13 protein-coding genes are annotated in these 17306 nt (G+C 61.0%); 9 read left to right on the top strand and 4 right to left on the bottom strand.

Features of this window, described 5'->3' with window-relative positions:
• Positions 1 to 89: 89 nt before the first annotated feature.
• On the top strand, positions 90 to 668 hold the full coding sequence (locus tag ACFQZG_RS01560) for a GNAT family N-acetyltransferase (RefSeq protein WP_378149399.1): 579 nt from the start codon (positions 90 to 92) through the stop codon (positions 666 to 668).
• Here the strand turns inward: ACFQZG_RS01560 and rsgA are convergent.
• A complete protein-coding gene (gene rsgA / locus ACFQZG_RS01555; protein ID WP_378150420.1) occupies positions 665 to 1801 on the bottom strand; it encodes a ribosome small subunit-dependent GTPase A in 1137 nt (378 codons plus the stop codon). The two genes, ACFQZG_RS01560 and rsgA, sit on opposite strands and share 4 nt — an antisense overlap.
• A gap of 345 nt (positions 1802 to 2146) precedes the next feature.
• Between rsgA and ACFQZG_RS01550 the strand changes: the two genes are divergently transcribed.
• Positions 2147 to 3217, top strand: a complete 1071-nt coding sequence (locus ACFQZG_RS01550; RefSeq protein ID WP_378149397.1) for a M42 family metallopeptidase — start codon at positions 2147 to 2149, stop codon at positions 3215 to 3217.
• Positions 3218 to 3260: 43 nt separating this feature from the next.
• Complete coding sequence (locus tag ACFQZG_RS01545) at positions 3261 to 4499, top strand: DUF445 domain-containing protein (RefSeq protein WP_378149395.1); 1239 nt, start codon at positions 3261 to 3263, stop codon at positions 4497 to 4499.
• Here ACFQZG_RS01545 and ACFQZG_RS01540 read toward each other — a convergent pair.
• Complete coding sequence (locus ACFQZG_RS01540) at positions 4479 to 6554, bottom strand: heavy metal translocating P-type ATPase (RefSeq protein ID WP_378149394.1); 2076 nt, start codon at positions 6552 to 6554, stop codon at positions 4479 to 4481. The two genes, ACFQZG_RS01545 and ACFQZG_RS01540, sit on opposite strands and share 21 nt — an antisense overlap.
• Positions 6555 to 6736: 182 nt before the next feature.
• Here ACFQZG_RS01540 and ACFQZG_RS01535 point away from each other — a divergent pair, with 182 nt between their 5' ends.
• A complete protein-coding gene (locus ACFQZG_RS01535) occupies positions 6737 to 7105 on the top strand; it encodes an ArsR/SmtB family transcription factor (protein ID WP_378149392.1) in 369 nt (122 codons plus the stop codon).
• 39 nt (positions 7106 to 7144) lie between these two features.
• On the opposite strand, the gene ACFQZG_RS01530 is transcribed toward ACFQZG_RS01535, so the two are convergent.
• Positions 7145 to 8074, bottom strand: coding sequence for a DMT family transporter (locus tag ACFQZG_RS01530; RefSeq protein ID WP_378149390.1), 930 nt, complete (start codon positions 8072 to 8074; stop codon positions 7145 to 7147).
• A 90-nt stretch (positions 8075 to 8164) separates the two neighbouring features.
• On the opposite strand from ACFQZG_RS01530, the gene ACFQZG_RS01525 reads away from it, so the two are divergent.
• The 4 genes from ACFQZG_RS01525 (at position 8165) to ACFQZG_RS01510 (ending at position 16721) form a co-directional block, all read left to right on the top strand.
• A complete protein-coding gene (locus ACFQZG_RS01525; RefSeq protein WP_378149388.1) occupies positions 8165 to 9937 on the top strand; it encodes an ABC transporter ATP-binding protein in 1773 nt (590 codons plus the stop codon).
• A 104-nt stretch (positions 9938 to 10041) separates the two neighbouring features.
• Positions 10042 to 11283, top strand: a complete 1242-nt coding sequence (locus ACFQZG_RS01520) for an MFS transporter (protein WP_378149386.1) — start codon at positions 10042 to 10044, stop codon at positions 11281 to 11283.
• Positions 11284 to 11357: 74 nt separating this feature from the next.
• Positions 11358 to 15776, top strand: a complete 4419-nt coding sequence (locus ACFQZG_RS01515; RefSeq protein ID WP_378149385.1) for a DEAD/DEAH box helicase — start codon at positions 11358 to 11360, stop codon at positions 15774 to 15776.
• 45 nt (positions 15777 to 15821) lie between these two features.
• Positions 15822 to 16721, top strand: coding sequence for a glycerophosphodiester phosphodiesterase (locus tag ACFQZG_RS01510; RefSeq protein ID WP_378149383.1), 900 nt, complete (start codon positions 15822 to 15824; stop codon positions 16719 to 16721).
• Between the two features lie 17 nt (positions 16722 to 16738).
• On the opposite strand, the gene ACFQZG_RS01505 is transcribed toward ACFQZG_RS01510, so the two are convergent.
• Entirely contained in the window at positions 16739 to 16933 is a 195-nt protein-coding gene (locus tag ACFQZG_RS01505; RefSeq protein WP_378149381.1) for a uracil-DNA glycosylase, read from the bottom strand.
• Between the two features lie 52 nt (positions 16934 to 16985).
• On the opposite strand from ACFQZG_RS01505, the gene ACFQZG_RS01500 reads away from it, so the two are divergent.
• Positions 16986 to 17255, top strand: coding sequence for a YqkE family protein (locus ACFQZG_RS01500; RefSeq protein ID WP_378149379.1), 270 nt, complete (start codon positions 16986 to 16988; stop codon positions 17253 to 17255).
• Positions 17256 to 17306 lie beyond the last annotated feature (51 nt).

Here is a 17306-nt window from a genome sequence, read left to right as displayed (position 1 = left end):
GTAACGTGGATGCATACTCATTTACAACGACGAACGATACGCCTTCGGGCGTATTTTTGCGCTTGCGCGAGGAGGATAACGCACTCGATATGATCGAAGCCTACGACAGAGACGAACGTTGCCAGATCGTCACGCTGGACAAGCTGGACGACCGGCTATGGCCGCAGGCGCTGGACATCTACCTGCGGGCGTTCCCCGAAGGGAAGCCGGAGGCGATACTCGTCGCGATGTTCCGCAAACGGATGGCGTACTTGCACGTCGTGACGGACGAGCAAGGCGTCATGGCGATGGCGATCACCGGACTAACGGCGCAAGGCAAGCTGCTCTTGATCGATTACTTGGCCGTTAGGGAAGACCGTCAGGGCGAGGGCGTCGGACATGCGTTCTTCGCCGCGATCCGCAGCTGGGCTCAGAGCGAGCTGCGCGTACTCGGCTTGCTCATCGAAGCCGAGTACGGCCCGGCGGAAGATAACGAGAGTCGAGTCCGTTTCTGGCAACGGTGCGGATTCACGCTGACGGAATACGTCCATTCTTATATCTGGGTTCCCGAACGCTACAGGGCGATGTACGCCCCGCTCGCTCCGGACGCCGACATTCCACACGACGGCCAAGCCTTGTTCAAGCATATTAACGATTACCACCGCCGGGCGTTCAGGGGAGAAGCTTAATCGTAATCGCTCTCGTCCGCTCGCGGCGACTTGCGGGAGCGAGGCGCCGACTTGGCGGACTTGCCTTGCGACTTGCCCGCGTTCGGCTTGGCTTCCTTGCGCGCTTGGCGGGCGAGCTCCCGCGAAGTCTTCTTGTAGTTCGCGAGCCTGGCGGCTTCCAGTTCGCCTCGGGCGATCGCTCCGAGGACGGCGCAGCCGGCATCGCGTTCGTGCCGGCAATCGCGATAGCGGCAGCCCTCGGCGAGCGCCTCGATATCGGCGAAGGCATGCTGCAGGCCGTCTTGGGCGTCCCATAGCTGGAGCTCCCGCATGCCGGGCGTATCCATGACAAGCGCTCCTCCTGACAGCGGGAACAGTTCGCGGTGCGTCGTCGTATGGCGACCGCGCGCGTCGCTCTCGCGAATGCTGGACGTCGCCATGCGCGTCGCCCCGGCAAGCCAGTTGAGCAGCGTCGACTTGCCGACGCCGGAAGAGCCGGACACGGCGATCGTCGCGCCGGGAATCATATAGGGGGCAAGTTGCTCCTTGCCTTGGTCATGCATTGCGCTAACGACGTGCACGTGCACGCCGGGGGCCGCTTCTTCGACTTGAGCTTGCAGGGCAAGCGGATCCGGACACAGATCGGCCTTCGTGAGCAGTACGACGGGCGTCGCTCCGCTGTCCCACGCCGAGATCAAATACCGCTCGATTCGGCGAACGTTGAAATCTTGATTCAATGCCGACGTAATGAATAAGTAATCGATATTCGCGCCGATGACTTGCTCCACGTCGACGTTGCCGGCCGCGCGGCGAATCATCGCGGAACGGCGGGGGAGCAGCGCGTGAATGACGGAACGCCGTTCGCCCGGCATCGGTTCGGCCAACACCCAGTCGCCGACGGCGGGGAACTCGCCTGGCGACTGCGCCGTATAGGCGTATTTGCCGGATACGACGGCGGTATGCTCGCCGTCCGTCGTCATCAGTTGATAGGAATGGGAGTGTTGTGCGACGACTCTCGCGGGCGACAACCGGCGAACGCTCTCGTGCATACGGTTGCGAGCTTCGTCCCAGTAGCCGTTCCAGCCGTAAGCGATCAAGGACGGATCGGCGTTCGTGCTTTCGTTCAGGTCGGTTAATGTCGTGTTCGATTTCATGGTTGGGTTTGGATTCAAATGGGTTGCTCCTTTTTAGTTAAACTATCGATTCGTGTTATTCTGGTTAAGCGGAACGCAAAAAAACCGCAGAGACGACGGTCCCCGCGGCGAAGAAGACGCAAAAAAACCGCAAAGGACCGGCCCGGTCCCTTGCGGCGAATACGATCGATCGAACGATCGAACGATTAGAAAGCGTTCCGCAGAGGTCGGGCGATATGCAATCGGGCAACGGACGACACATACGACACAATGGATAACGTGTTTCGCATACCGCAACGACCTCCTTCCGTAAGATGTGCTTATTATATGGAGATTAGCGGTAAATTGTCAATGGGGGGTTACGAAATGAACGCAACGAGCGCGGAGAACGCGAACCCTAGCGCCGAACCGAACAAAGACTACATGCTAGATACGCTGAGCTGGCTGCTCGATACGCCGAGCCCGAGCGGCTATTGCATGGCGATCATGTCGCGAGTCAAGGAAGAGTTGGCGAAGCTCGGCTACGACATCGAGACGACGCCGAAGGGTAACGGGATCGTAACGATACCCGGGCGCGATCCGTCCGAGACGATCGGTCTAACCGCGCACGTCGATACGCTCGGCGCGATGGTCCGGTCGGTCAAGCCGAACGGCATGCTGCGGTTCACGCCGATCGGCGGGTACGCGATGCAGACGGTCGAAGGGGAATATTGCGTTATCCATACAAGGGACGGCAGGAAGTACGAGGGAACGGTGCTATCGACGAAGCCTTCCGTGCACGTCTATCCGGAAGCGCGGGAGTGGAAGCGCGAGGAAGCGAACATGGAAATCCGGATCGACGAAGCGACCTCGTCGAAGGAAGATACGGAGAAGCTCGGCATCGCGGTCGGCGATATCGTCTCGTGGGACGCGAGGACGCGCATGCCGGGTAACGGATGGATCAAGTCGAGGCATCTGGACGACAAGGCGAGCGTCGCTTCGCTGTTCGGCATGCTGGAATGGTTTAAGAGATCGGGCGAGAAGCCGGTCAAGACGGTGAAAATCATTTTCTCGACTTACGAGGAGGTCGGACACGGCGCCGCGCATCTCCCTCCGGACATTACGGAGATGATCGCGGTCGACATGGGCGCTATCGGGGACGATCTGTCCGCGACGGAGCGCGACGTGTCGATCTGCGCCAAAGATTCCTCCGGCCCTTACGACTACGAGATGACGTCCAAGCTGATTACGCTCGCGCGGCGGGCGAACATTCCGCATGCGGTCGATATTTACCCGCACTACGGATCGGATGCGTCCGCTGCGCTTAGAGGCGGCGGCAACATTCGCGCGGCGCTCGTCGGCCCCGGCGTCCATGCCTCGCACGGGATGGAGCGCACGCATGCCGACGCGATCGCGAACACGGCCGCGCTGCTGATCGCCTATGTAATGGAGCCGTAATGCGCAATAAGCGACGCTGATCCAAGCGAGAGGAGGAGTAACCATGCAATCGAGATCTATAGCCGGTGCCTCGTTGGCGATTATGGGAGCCGGCTTCGTCGGGACGTTGTTCATGCCCGAAGGGAATTGGCAGCTCATCGCGCAAGGAGGGTTCGAAGCGGGCTTGGTCGGCGGCATCGCGGACTGGTTCGCGGTAACGGCGTTGTTCCGGCATCCGCTCGGCATACCGATTCCGCATACTTCGCTGCTGCTGAAGAACAAACCTCGCATCGTCAATTCGCTCGTCTCGTCGATGGAGAATGAACTGCTCAACAAGGAGAGCATCGCGGACAAGCTGAGGCAATGGCGATTGCTGCGGGCTGCGGCGTCCGGTTTGACGAAGCTGCTGGGCAAGCGGCGCAACCGGCTGGCGATCGTCGAGGCCGCCAAGGAGCTCGTCCGAGGATTGCCGCTCGACCAAGCGCCCCCTTATATTCAGCGCGCGTTGGCCGCTTACGCCCGCGACGTCGATCTGAAGCCCTTCGCCCGGACGGCGCTCGATTATGCGACGAACGAGCGTTTGGACGAGAAGGCTCTGGATTACGCTCTCGTCCAAGCGTCGGAGTGGGTCGAGCGTCCCGAGACGGCGATGCGGCTCGGCCAGCTCGCGAGCGAGAAGCTGGCGGCCGTCAACGTGCGCGGCTTCATGGGGTTCGCCGTGCAGGCGATATCCGGCTTCATGAGCGAGGATAAGCTAGGCGCGATATTGCAAGGAATGATCGTCTCGGTCATTCGAGACTTGCGCGAACCGGACAACGAGTACCGGGCCATGATCGTGAAGGAGATGCGCAACAAGCTCGGCATGCTGGCCGATAACGACGAGAAGCTGTCGAGGCTTAATCTGTCGCTCGAACGGGCGATATCCGGCCATAGCGGGGAGCGGTGGATCTCGGTACTGTTAGAGAAGCTCCGTTCGTTCGTGCTCGAGAAGCTGGACGCGGAAACCGAATGCGGCGGAAGGACGGTATTCCGCGGGTATCGCGCGATCGTCAGGCACGCGGAACGCAACGAAGAAGCGGTCTCCCGCTGGGAAGACCGCCTGCTCGGTTTCGCGCTGCACGTCGTCGAATCGAACCATCACCGGATCGGCGGACTCGTGAAGGAGAACCTCGACCGGATGGACGACAAGCAGCTGATCGAGATGTTGGAGGAGAAGGTAGGCAAAGACCTGCAATGGATTCGCGTGAACGGCGCGCTATGCGGCTTCGCCATCGGCATCGTCCTATCGCTGTTTCACCTGTGAGGATCGCCCCGGAAGCAAGATCGTCAGGCTGACGAACGTGACGAAGATCGTCGCGCCCATATCGGACAAGATGGCTACCCACAACGTAAGCCAACCGGGAATGGTAAGCAGCAGCGCCAGCAGCTTCAAGCCGAGCGCTACCGCGATGTTGAACCGCACGATCCGGTTGACGCGCCGTGCGATCCGGATCGCCGCCGGCAGCATGCCGAGATGATCTTGCATGAGGACGACGTCCGCGGTCTCTATGGCGCTGTCCGCGCCTTTGCCCATCCCGATGCCGAGCTGCGCGGAGGCGAGGGCGGGCGTGTCGTTGATGCCGTCTCCGATCATGCCGACCGTGCCTTCGGATGCCAGCCGCTTCACGTAGATGACCTTGTCTTCCGGAAGCAATCCGCCGTAAGCTTCCTTCACGCCGACGGCATGGGCGACTTTGTCCGCGACGAGAGGATGATCGCCGGTAAGCATGACGGTGCGGATGCCGCTCCGGTGCAGCTCGGCGACGACGTCCCGGCTCTCTTCGCGCAGCTCGTCGGCGATGCCGAACAAGCCGAGCACGCGCGATTCGTCGGCTACGGCGACGATCGTCAGAGCGTCTTGCTTCAGGGCGTCGATCGCGGCCGCGACGTCGTCCGAGAGCGACAGGTGCGCGATGCTGCGCTCGTTGCCCAGCCAATATTTACGCCCCTCGTACGCCGCTTCCATGCCGCGCCCCGCCGACGCCTGAACGTCCTCCGCGTCCTTCGCTTGAATCCCCATTCCTTCGACATGCTTCCTGACCGCCTTGGCAATCGGATGCGCGGACCCGCGCTCGATGGCGACCGCGACCTCATAGAACAACGGCTCGTCGTAAGCGATCGCTCGCACGACTTGCGGTTCGCCCTTCGTCAGCGTGCCCGTCTTGTCGAAGGCGAGCGAGTCCAGCTTGCCGAGCTGCTCGAGGTAAGCACCGCCCTTGACGAGCACGCCGAGTCTCGCGTTGCGGGTAATGCCCGATAAAATCGCGATCGGCGAAGAGAGAATGAGCGCGCATGGACAGCCGACGATCAGCACGGCGAGCGCTTCGTACAGCGAATCCAGCCACTCCGAACCGAGCGCGAGCGGAGGGAGGAGGAAGACGACCGCCGCTATGATCATGATGATCGGCGTGTACACCTTCGCGAACCGGTTGATGAACAGTTCCGTCGGCGTGCGTTGGCTTTGCGCCTCCTGCACGAGCTTCATGATCGTCGCGATCGCGGATTGCGCGTACGCTTTGGAGATGCGGACGCGAAGCACCCCTTCGTTGTTCAAGCTGCCGCCGAGCACGGCGTCCCCCTCGGTCTTGTCGACGGGGAGAGATTCTCCGGTAATGGCGGCCTCGTTCACCGAACTGAAGCCGGACAGCACGGTGCCGTCGGAAGGGATGCGATCGCCCGGCTTGACGACAACCGTGTCGCCGACCTGGAGCTCCGAGATCGGCACGACGGTCTCTTGCCCGTCGACCAGCTTCAGCGCTTGCTCGGGCGCGAGCTCGAGCAGCTTGCCCATCGCGTTGCGGGCCTTCGCCATGCCGAGCCCCTCGAGCAGCTCGTTCAAGCCGAACAGGATGGCGACGAGCGACGCTTCCTTCCATTCGCCGATCGAGACGGCGCCGATGAGCGCGATCGTCATGAGCGTGTCGATGTTGAAGCGAAGCCTCGTCAAGTTGCGCAAGCCGCGCAGGAACGTGCCGTAACCGCTCAGCACGATCGCTATAACATAGAGAGGGAGCACGATCGCTTGATCGGCGCGTCCGTCCAAGCCGAGCGCCGAGACGTAACCGAGCGCCGAGACGATGAGCAGCGTTATCAAGAGGCGTCCGCTGCCGTGCGAATGATCGTGATCATGGTGCGCGTGGTTATGGTCGTGTTCATGATCGGAGTGCCCTTCATGCGCATGGTCATGGCCGCGATGCGCGTCGGACGTGCCGTTGGCTTGCGAATGCGGCTCGGCCGCGCAGCAACCGTTCGCGGCATGGTCGTGACGGACGAGAGGCGTTTTCTGATCCTGAGTCAGATCGGCGGTTTTGCGGGTCATCGTGCTCACCTCGTTAACATATGAATATTTGCTCATATATTATTCCTGTTGGCGATGATTGTCAACAACAAATGAACATTTATTCATATAATATTATGCCGATCGGCGCTCGATCTTTCCGATCGCGGCGCTAACGGCTATAATGAATGACAGGAAGATGAGCGTAGGGTGGTGGTCGGACGATGGACAAGCAAGCGGTGGAGCTGTGCGAAGACAGCTGCGCGGGTACGGAGACGGACTTATCGGACGTCAAGCGGCGCATGGTGGACGACGCGTCCGCCGGCGATCTCGCGGAGACGTTCAAGGCGCTCGGCGACCCGACGAGGGTGAAGCTGATCGGAGCGCTATTGATTAACGAGCTGTGCGTGCACGATTTGTGCGTGCTGCTCGATATGGGGCAATCCGCCGTATCCCATCAGCTCAGGTACTTGCGCAATCTTAGAATCGTCAAACGTCGCAAAGTCGGGAAGACCGTCTTTTACTCGTTGGACGACGCGCATATCGAACAAATTTTCTCCTTGACGCTGCAGCACCTTAAGCATGCCCATTAGAACGCCAAAAACCCGCGAATCGCGGGTTTTCGTGCGTTGTTAGGAGGCTTCTCGCATACTGAGCGAAGGGGATATCGGCTTATCCGACGCAAGCTGCTCCGAGCGTAAATAGAGCAGCAGGCCGAAGATGACGAGCGCCCCGCCGGCAAGCTGGAAGCTCGTGATCAGCTCGCCGAAGATGAACATGCCCAGAATGCTGGCCCCGACGGGCTCGGCGAGAACGGACATCGACACCGTCGTCGTTTTCATATACTGAAGCAGCCAGTTGAAGATCAAATGTCCGAATACGGTCGGCACGATCGCGAGCAGCAGGAACACGATCCATTCCTTCTGCGGGTACCCTGCGATCGGAATGCCGGTCGCCACATTGTAGACCGTGAACAGAATGCCCGACACGGCGAACACGACGATGCTGTACAGGTAGGAAGAGACGCGCGTCAAAATCCGTTTGGCGATGAGCATATTAACGACGACGGCAAGCGTCCCGAAGAACGATAGCAGGTCGCCCTTGAAGGCGGTAGCCGATAGAGCCAAGTCGCCGGAGCTGACGAAGCATGTCCCGACGAGCGCGACGACGAGGCCGAGCATGGCCAGCTTCGTAATCCGATCTTTGAACAGGAAATACGCGCCGACCATAACGAAGACCGGTTCGAGAGCCAGTATGATCGTCGAGCTGGCGATCGACGTATAGTCGAGCGACGCCATCCATAGGAAGAAGTGGAGCGCCAGGAATATTCCCGCCAATACGAGCAGCAGCCAATCTTTGCGCGATATCGAACCGATGGTCCGGAATTGCTTGCCGCCGAACGGCAGCATGAGCAGCACGGTAAACAACATTCGGTACATGCCTTGGACGGAGACGTCGGCGTTCGAATAGCGCACGAGGATCGGCGCGAACGAAATGGCGATCATCCCGACGAACAGAGGAATGAGCGGCGGAACAGGGGGGTGTTTGTGTTCTGTCATCATGATGTTATAATAGCTAGCCTCCCGTTAATACGTACCTAAGCGAACAACTCGTCTATTATAGCACAGCGCGCAAGCGCGGGAAGGATCATCATGAACGGTTTCATTGCCTATTACCGATTCGTTAAGCCATACCGGAAGCTGATCGCGTTCACGCTCGCGATCGGCATGATCAAATTCGCCATTCCGCTCACGCTGCCGATCATAATGAAATACGTCGTGGACGACATTCTGCTGGGCGATATGCCGACTGACCTCAAGGTGGAGCGCCTCGTCTACGTTATGTTGGGAGCGTTCGCGCTGTTCGTCATCATCCGGTCGCCGATCGAATATTGGCGCCAATATTTCGCTCAGTTGACGACGAGCCGAATCTTGTTCGATCTGCGCAATTATTTGTATTCGCACATCCAGAAGCTATCGCTAAGCTATTACCAGAATCGCAAAACGGGCGAAATCATCTCGCGGATGATCAACGACGCGGAGCAGACGAAAAGCATCGTGGAGACGGGACTCATGAACGTATGGCTCGATCTGTTCACGCTGACGATCGCGCTCGGCTTCATGTTCTACATGGACGTCGAGCTGACGCTCGTCGCGATCGCCGTGCTGCCGCTGTACGCGCTGGCCGTCAAAAAACTGTATAAGAAGCTGAAAGGCTATTCCAAGGCGAGATCGCAGGCGCTGGCGGACATGCAAAGCTATCTCGTCGAACGGGTGAACGGCATCGCCGTGACGAAGAGCTTCACGCTCGAAGCCGAGGAAGCGTCCCGGTTCGAGGGGAAGAATACGAACTTCCTTCGCAAGGCGCTGGCGTTGACGCGGTGGAACGCGCGAACGAACATGGTCATCAATACGTTGACGGACATGGCGCCGCTCCTGGTGCTGACGTATGGCGGCTATCAGGTCATTCATTCGAATATTACGCTTGGCGCGTTCATGGCTTTCTTCGCCTACTTGGACCGGCTGTATAGTCCGCTCCGCCGGCTCGTCAACGCCTCCACGGAGCTGACGCAGGCAAGCGCCTCGCTGGAACGCGTCGTCGAGCTCATGAGCGAACCATACGACATCGCGGACGAGCCGGACGCGCAGCCGATCGACGACGTACGCGGCCGAATCGAGTTCGACGACGTCAGCTTCAAGTACAACGACGGCGGCGGATGGGTGCTGAAACGGATCCGGCTCGCGATCGAGCCCGGCCAGACGGTCGCGTTCGTCGGCATGAGCGGCGGAGGGAAGTCGTCGCTTATTAGTTTGTTGCCGCGATTCTACGACATTCAGCAAGGGACGATTCGCCTGGACGGGATCCCGCTGCGGGATATTACGCTGAAGAGCTTGCGCGGTCATATCGGGATGGTGCTGCAAGACAACATTCTGTTCAGCGGCAGCGTTCGCGATAATATCGTATTCGGCGATCCGTCGGCGGACGACGCGTCGATCGTGCAAGCGGCAGCGGCCGCGAACGCGCACGACTTCATTACGAGCTTGCCCAACGGGTACGACACGGAAATCGGGGAGCGAGGCGTCAAGTTGTCCGGCGGACAGAAGCAACGGATCGCGATCGCGCGCGTGTTCCTCAAAAACCCTCGCGTGCTCGTGCTCGACGAAGCGACGTCCGCGCTCGATCTCGAATCCGAGAGACTCATTCAGGAATCGCTCGGCAAGCTCGCCAAAGACCGCACGACGCTCATCGTTGCGCATCGGTTATCGACGATTACGCACGCCGATCAGATCGTGCTCATCGAGGACGGCGAGATCAAGGAAAAAGGGACGCACGAGCAGCTGATGCGGCTAGGCGGCGGCTACGCGAGGCTGTTCAACGTCCAAAAGTTGAACGAAGCGCAACCGGTCTCCGTCGAACGCCCCTGATCGAATCGTGATAGCCTTATCATCCAGCCCGCGAGCGATCGCGGGCTTTTTCCATCGGATTGGGCAACACTACGGAATGACAATCGATGGAAGCGAGGCGTTCTATGATTCAATCCTCATTGCTGCGGGAGCCGAAGCAACGCAAGCTGCTGTTCAGCGCGGGCATCAGTTGGCTGTTCGACGCGATGGACGTGGGCATGGTGTCGTTCATCGTCGCGGCGCTGGCGGTCGAATGGAAGCTGGCGGCGAACCAGGTCGGCTTGCTCGCGGCGATCAATTCGATCGGCATGGCCGCCGGGGCGCTCGCGGCAGGCTCGCTTGCCGATAAGTACGGCCGCAAGGCGATTCTGCTCTGGACGCTCGTGGTATTCTCGGCGGCAAGCGGCTTGTCCGCGCTGGCGGGCAGCTTCGTCGTTCTGTGCGCGCTTCGTTTCGTCGCGGGATTCGGCCTAGGGGGAGAGTTGCCCGTCGCGTCGACGCTCGTCTCGGAATCGGTGCCTCCCTCCGAACGGGGACGCGCCGTCGTGCTGTTGGAGAGCTTCTGGGCGGGCGGGTGGATCGTCGCCGCGCTCGTCGCCTATTACGTCATTCCCGCGTACGGTTGGCGCACGGCGTTCGTCATCGGCGCGCTTCCGTGCCTGTACGCGCTTGTTCTCCGGCGATCGATCGAGGATTCGCCAAGATATCTGGCCGAGCCGCGCGGCCGGAAGCTAAGCTTCGGCGAACGCGTCTCCGCCGTCTGGTCGTCGCCTCATCGTCGGGCGACCGTCATGCTGTGGGTGCTATGGTTCTGCGTCGTTTTCTCTTATTACGGCATGTTCCTATGGCTGCCGTCGATCATGCTGCACAAGGGGTTCGGACTCGTCAAGAGCTTCGAGTACGTCCTGCTGATCACGCTCGCGCAGTTGCCGGGGTATTTCACCGCGGCTTACTTCATCGAGCGGCTCGGCAGGAAGTTCGTGCTCGCCGGCTACTTGCTCATGACCGGCGCGAGCGCGATCTGGTTCGGCGTCGCCACGACGGAAGGGATGCTGCTGGCCGCCGGCGTCTGCTTGTCGTTCTTCAATCTCGGCGCCTGGGGCGCGATGTACGCGTACACGCCGGAGCTGTACCCGACGCCCGTGCGTTCGACCGGCGTCGGCTTGGCCGCGTCGTTCGGCCGGATCGGAGGCGTCATCGGTCCGTACCTCGTCGGCATGCTGATCTCGGGCGGTACGAATATCGCTTCCGTGTTCGCCGTCTTCTTCGTCGCCATCGTCATCGGGGCCGGCGCGGTGCTGCTGCTCGGCAAGGAAACGAAGGGAACGGACCCGGACGCGATTCCTTACGGATTCAAACCCGCGTAACCCGCAAGTAGGAAATCGGACGCCGCGCGCCGAATCCTTCCCTAACGACATGTCGATAAGCAGGAGGGATCCCGTTGGCGCATTCGCATGACAAGCTGCCGTTCCATCCCGTCGTCTCCGATTGGTTCTCGCGGACGTTCGGGGAGCCGACGGACGTTCAAATAGAAGCATGGCGGGCAATCGTCGCGGGAAGCCATACGCTGATCGCCGCCCCGACCGGTTCCGGCAAGACGCTCGCGGCGCTGCTGCCGTGCATCGATCGGCTCGTTCGCCGCCCGCCGGCAGAATCGGAACGACGCGGCGTTAGAGTCGTATATATTACGCCGCTGAAGGCGCTCAATAACGACATTCATCACCACGCGGCGGCTTTCGCGGGTCAACTGGACGCGCGAGCCTCGGAGCTTCGCACGCCGGATTGGCCGGGTATCCGGTGCGAGGTGCGTACGGGAGATACGCCGCAGAGCAAGCGGGCCGCCATGCTGCGCAATCCGCCCGAGCTGTTGATCACGACGCCGGAGTCGCTCTTCTTGCTGCTCGCATCGGACAAGGGGAGAGACATGCTGCGGACGGTCCGCCAAGTGATCGTAGACGAGATCCACGATCTCGCGGCGACGAAGCGAGGGGCGCATCTGTCGCTGTCGCTGGAGCGGCTGGCGCGCTTGTGCGGCTCGCAGCCGCAGCGGATCGGCGTGTCCGCCACGCAGAAACCGCTCGAGCGCGTCGCCGCTTTCCTCGGCGGATGGGAGGAAACCGGAGCGGTGAACGAACCGGGAGCGCGTTCGCCCGATCGCTTGCTCCGTCCGGTGGCGATTATCGAGAGCGAGATGAAGAAGCGAATGCAGGTGTCGGTAACGATGCCGGACATGAGCCGGGCGGCGGCGACGCGGGAAGGGGTATGGCTGCCGCTGCTCGATCGTATCATGGGCGCAATGGAAGGCTGCCGGTCCGTGCTGCTGTTCGTGAACAGCAGACGGCTGTGCGAGCGGCTCTGCTTGCGGCTGAACGACCACGTCGGTTACGAGATGGCGCGCTCGCACCACGGCAGCATCTCCAAGGAGCGGCGGCTCGAGGTCGAGCGCATGCTGAAGGACGGCGAGCTCCGCTGCATCGTCGCCACTTCGTCGCTGGAGCTCGGCATCGACGTCGGGCATATCGATCTCGTCATCCAGATCGATTCCCCGCAGGAAGCGGCGCGCGGCATTCAGCGCGTCGGCCGGGCGGGTCACGGCGTCGGGGAAGCGAGCCGCGGGCTGCTGGTCGCCAGGCAGAAGACGTCGCTGCCGGAAGTCGCGGTGCTCGGCAAGCTGATCGCGGAACGCGAGATCGAGAATATCCGCATCCCGCGTCAGCCTCTGGACGTGCTGTCCCAGCATCTCGTCGCCGCCGTGGCGGCCGAAGAATGGCGGATCGACGACCTGCATCGCCTCATCCTAGGAAGCGATAGTTATCATGCCTACGCCCGCGCCGAGCTGGAGAGCGTCCTTCGGGTACTCTCCGGGTATTATCCGTTCGCCAGGCCGCTGCTCGAATGGAATCAGGGCAGCGGCGTGTTGTCCAAGCGGAGCAACACGCTCATGGCTGCCGTAACCGGAGCCGGGACGATCCCGCAGAGCGGCGCCTATCCGGTGCATCATCTCGACAGCCGGGCGCATCTGGGCGAGCTCGACGAGGAATTCATTCACGAGAGCCGCGTCGGGGACGTCTTCTTGCTCGGCACGAGCGCATGGATGATTCGGGAAATCTCGAACGATCGCGTATACGTCTCCGAAGCGGGCAACCGCTTCAGCGAGGTGCCGTTCTGGCGCAACGAGTCGGGCAGCCGGTCTTACGAGATGGGAGAGAAGATCGGGGCGTTCATCCGGGATGTCGCGGAGCGATTGGGGTTAGCGGGAGACGGTACGGATTCGGAGGAGCTAGAGATCGACCGTTCACATTCCGTCTACGGATGGCTGGCGTCCGCGTACGGCATGGACGACGTCTCTTCGGAGGCGCTCGTCTCGGTGGTGCGCTCGCAGCATCGCGCGTGCGGCTTGCCGACGGACCGGACGCTCGTGATCGAGCAATACCGCGACGTCATGAACCAGACGCACGTCATCCTGCATAACCATTGCGGACGCAAGGTGAACCGAGCGTGGCTGCTCGCGATCGAGCGGCAATTCGAGAAGCTGTTGCCTTATCGCGTCTACGGCAACGCGAAGGACAACGGGATCGAGTTCGTGCTGCCGGAATGGGATCCGTCTTGGATGCAGGCACTATACCAAGTGACGCCGTCTAACGTCGAGGAGCTGCTGACCGAAGCGATTACGGGTTCGCCGCTGCTCGCGATCTCCTTCCGGAGAATCGCGGAGACGTCGCTGCTGCTGTCGCGAAGCTTCACCCGCACGCCGATGTGGCAGAAGCGGTTACGGGGCGAAGAGCTGCTCCGGCACTCGTTGCCGTACGCGACTCAATTCCCTTACTTGCGCGAGGCGATGAACGAATGCTTGCATGACTATCTAGGCCTTGCCGAGCTGAAGCGGCTGCTCGTCGCGCTCGGCGAAGGCCGGCTGAGGATGGACGTACGGGAGACGCCGTTCCCGTCGCCGTTCGCCGCGCAGTTCCTGGCCGATTACGTGAATATGCGGCTGTACGAAGGAGACGGCGTAGACGAGACGATCCAGCTGCAGCTGCTGAACGTTAGCAAGGAGCTGGCGAGTCAGCTGTTCGGCGCCGATGCGATGCAAGGGGCGATCGGACGAGAAGCGCTGGAGGAGGAGCGGCGGAGGCAGGAGGAGCCGCGACGGCTGCCGAACAGCGCGGAGGAACTCGCGGACCTGATGAAGCTTCGGGGAGACTTGACCGCGATCGAGCTGACGAAGCTTGCCGGGGAACGGACGCTCTCTTGGCTCGCACGGCTTCAGGAAACCGGGATGGCCGCGCCGATCGACGTCTCGGGGGACGGAGAATTCCGCTGGATTCGTTCCGACGAGCAGGGCGTATACGCGGAGTTTCCGCATACGGAAGCCTCGGTAACGTTCGTGCTCGGCAGGTACGTCGAACACGTCGTCTCGTTCACGGAGGAGGAGCTCTGCGAACGCTATCCCTCGTTAACGCTCCCCCTGGCAACGCAAGTCGTCGACCGTATGCTGGACCAAGGCATAATCGTGCGGGCGCCGCACGCGGCGGACGACGACGAACGGATCTGGTCGGGCGCCGGCGTCGCGTCGCGCGTCGTACGGCTCTCGATCAAGCATGCCCGCGAGCGCGCCGAACCGGTCGATCCGGCCAGATGGTGCGGCCAGATCGCCTTCCGGCAGCACGCGCTGCAGGGCGCGCAGCAGCAAGGAAGCGAAGGCTTGCGCTCGGCGATCGAGCGCTTGCAAGGTCTCTACTTGCCGTTATCGCTATGGGAGTCGGTCGTGTTCCCGACCCGCATGACTTCTTATCGCAAGGAAGATTTGGATTTGCTGTGCGCTTCGGGAGAGGTATTGTGGCTCGGCCGCAAAGATCAGGACGAGAAGGAAGGGAAGATCGCGTTCTTCCTGGCGGATTCGAAGACGCTGTACGAGCCGTTCGTCGAACGTTCGTCTGCGGCGGCCGATACGCCCACGAAGCATCCGCGATTGCTGGCGTTGCTCGAGCAAGGCGGCGCGAGCTTCCTGACGAAGCTGAGCCGCGACATGGACAAGACGCCGTCGGAACTGCTTGGGGATCTGATCGACCTCGTCTGGGAAGGCCGCGTCTCCAACGACCAATTCGCGCCGCTGCGACTGCAAGCGAACGCGAAGCAAGCGAATTGGGCGAGGACCGGCTCGGGACTCGGGCGCTGGTACGCGACGAAGACGCTCGCTGGGAATTCGGACGAGCAGGGAGCGAACGCTTCCCCGGTACTCGCGTGGGCGCACCATCTGCTTCGCGTCTACGGTCTGATCAACCGGGAATTGGTCGCCAAGTCCGCGCCCTATGATTGGGACACGATCTACCCGGCGCTTAAGCGGCTGGAAGAATGGGGCGTATTGACGAGAGGCGCGTTCGTCCGAGGGATGCCGTCGCTGCAGTTCACGACGAAGGAAGTCGGCGATGCCGTCCGGCTGCCGCTTCCCGATCTCCAGGCTCAAGCGCCGACGGTGCTGTGCGCCGCAGATCCGGCCAATCCGTTCGGGTGGATGATCGACTGGCCGAAGCGGACGCCGCACGCATCCTTCTCCCGAAGTCCGGGCAATTACTTGCTGCTCAGGGGCGATCGTTGGGCTTATTGGATCGAAGGCCGAGGCAAGAAGCTGTGCGCGATCGATGAAGAAGGAGCCGGCAGGTCCGACGATCCCGCAGACATGCGGAAGGAAGCGGACATGCTGCTCCAGGCGCTGCACGCGATCATTCGGAGACAACGGCTCGTGAAGCTGTCGATCGAACGATGGAACGGCCAGCCCGTCGTGGACACCGCAATCGGTCGCGCGATGTTGGAGCAGGGAGCGGAAAGGCAGCAACGGTCGATCGTCGTCTGGTCGAAGTAATACGGGGAAAACGTCAATTATTCCGACAGCAGGAGGATCCCGATCATGAGAACCGATAGGTCGAGACGCCGTCCTACCATGTTCCGTTCGTGCAAGCTGATCTTTCTGACGACGACGATCGCTTGGCTCGCCGGCGAATCGATGCCCGTTACGTTCTCCGCTCCGGCCAGGGCGACCTTCGAGACGATCGGTCATCGCGGCGCGTCGGGGTACGCGCCGGAGTGCACGCTGGCCGCATACCGTCTCGCGGTCCGGATGAACGTCGATTACATCGAGCTCGATCTGCAGTTGACGAGAGACGGGCACATCGTCGTCATGCACGACGAGACGGTCGACCGCACGACGGACGGGCATGGCGCGATCGGGCAACTAACGTTGGCGGAGCTGAAGAGATTGGACGCCGGCTCTTGGTTCAACGACGAATATCCGATATACGCGAGAGCGGAATATATCGGAGAGCGCGTTCCGACGCTTCGCGAAGCGTTCGAGACGTTCGGAGACGGAACGAAGTATTTGCTGGAGACGAAGTCGCCACGGGACAATCCGGGGCTGGAGGAGAAGACGTGGGCGTTAGTCGAGGAATTCGGCTTGCGGAATCGAGTCGCCGTGCAATCGTTCAGCAAGAAAAGCCTAAGAAAAATGCGCAAGCTATCGCCGGACGTCCGGCTGTTCCAGTTGATCTGGTACAATCATCCGTCGACGATCTCGCGCGATAAGATTAAAGACATTAAGGAGTACGCGAACGGCATCGGGGTCAACTTCGGCAAGATCAACGAAGCCTACGTTCGCAAAGTGAAGCTTGCCGGGCTGCTGTTGTACCCTTACACGGTCAATCGTACGCTTAACATGGACAGGGCGATGAGATGGGGGGCGGACGGCGTTCATACCGATTACCCCGACCGATTCAAGGAAGCGATCGAGAAGCATCGGCAATCCGAAGAGTAGTCGCGGTATCGCTCCGTTCAAGACGGATTCGGCTTCTGCTTCGGTTCGAAGCTCATGCAAGCGCGGCCGGAAGACGAGCGCACGGCTACGCTAGGCATCGCATGCGACTTGAAGCCGAACGCGCGGCAGCCTTTGGGGAAATTCGGATCCCAAGTTACGTAGTAATGAACGCATTTCATGCAATCGATACGCGATTGCGGTTGATCGGACATCGTCATCCCTCTTATGATTAGATAGGATCATTATAGCGTAAGGAGAATGCATATGGGCAGCAAGAAGAAACAATCGCGAGGTCATCAGCCTTCCGCGTCGGGCGGTTCCGATAAACCGGCTACGCTTAAGGATTTGTTAGGAGCGGATACGATCGCGAAGCTGAAGCAACAGGCGGAGGCGATGAAGCAGGAGGAAGCGGCGAAGCAGGAGGCGAAGCGGGCGGAGGCGGAAGCGGCGCGGCGAGCGGAGCAGAAGCGGAACGAGAACGACTTCGCCTATCTGCTCGAACACTCGAAGGTGAAGGGAACCAAGTATATATGAAAGATTCGGGATGTCCGGGCGGGAGGATGTCGTGTACAATAGAAGGGAAAC

This window comes from Cohnella sp. GCM10027633 (genome assembly GCF_042675445.1).
Classification (GTDB): Bacteria; Bacillota; Bacilli; order Paenibacillales; family Paenibacillaceae; genus Cohnella.
The sequence above is the reverse complement of the archived record's forward strand: the minus strand, read 5'-3'. Positions and strand labels throughout refer to the sequence as shown.

Bases quoted from the DNA above. Each gene is read 5' to 3' on its own strand.
- rsgA (WP_378150420.1), bottom strand. From the start codon at position 1,801: ATGAAATCGAACACGACATTAACCGACCTGAACGAAAGCACGAACGCC.
- ACFQZG_RS01550 (WP_378149397.1), top strand. From the start codon at position 2,147: ATGAACGCAACGAGCGCGGAGAACGCGAACCCTAGCGCCGAACCGAAC.
- ACFQZG_RS01540 (WP_378149394.1), bottom strand. From the start codon at position 6,554: ATGACCCGCAAAACCGCCGATCTGACTCAGGATCAGAAAACGCCTCTC.
- ACFQZG_RS01560 (WP_378149399.1), top strand. From the start codon at position 90: ATGATCGAAGCCTACGACAGAGACGAACGTTGCCAGATCGTCACGCTG.
- ACFQZG_RS01505 (WP_378149381.1), bottom strand. From the start codon at position 16,933: ATGTCCGATCAACCGCAATCGCGTATCGATTGCATGAAATGCGTTCAT.
- ACFQZG_RS01530 (WP_378149390.1), bottom strand. From the start codon at position 8,074: ATGATGACAGAACACAAACACCCCCCTGTTCCGCCGCTCATTCCTCTG.
- ACFQZG_RS01535 (WP_378149392.1), top strand. From the start codon at position 6,737: ATGGACAAGCAAGCGGTGGAGCTGTGCGAAGACAGCTGCGCGGGTACG.
- ACFQZG_RS01525 (WP_378149388.1), top strand. From the start codon at position 8,165: ATGAACGGTTTCATTGCCTATTACCGATTCGTTAAGCCATACCGGAAG.
- ACFQZG_RS01545 (WP_378149395.1), top strand. From the start codon at position 3,261: ATGCAATCGAGATCTATAGCCGGTGCCTCGTTGGCGATTATGGGAGCC.
- ACFQZG_RS01500 (WP_378149379.1), top strand. From the start codon at position 16,986: ATGGGCAGCAAGAAGAAACAATCGCGAGGTCATCAGCCTTCCGCGTCG.
- ACFQZG_RS01510 (WP_378149383.1), top strand. From the start codon at position 15,822: ATGAGAACCGATAGGTCGAGACGCCGTCCTACCATGTTCCGTTCGTGC.
- ACFQZG_RS01520 (WP_378149386.1), top strand. From the start codon at position 10,042: ATGATTCAATCCTCATTGCTGCGGGAGCCGAAGCAACGCAAGCTGCTG.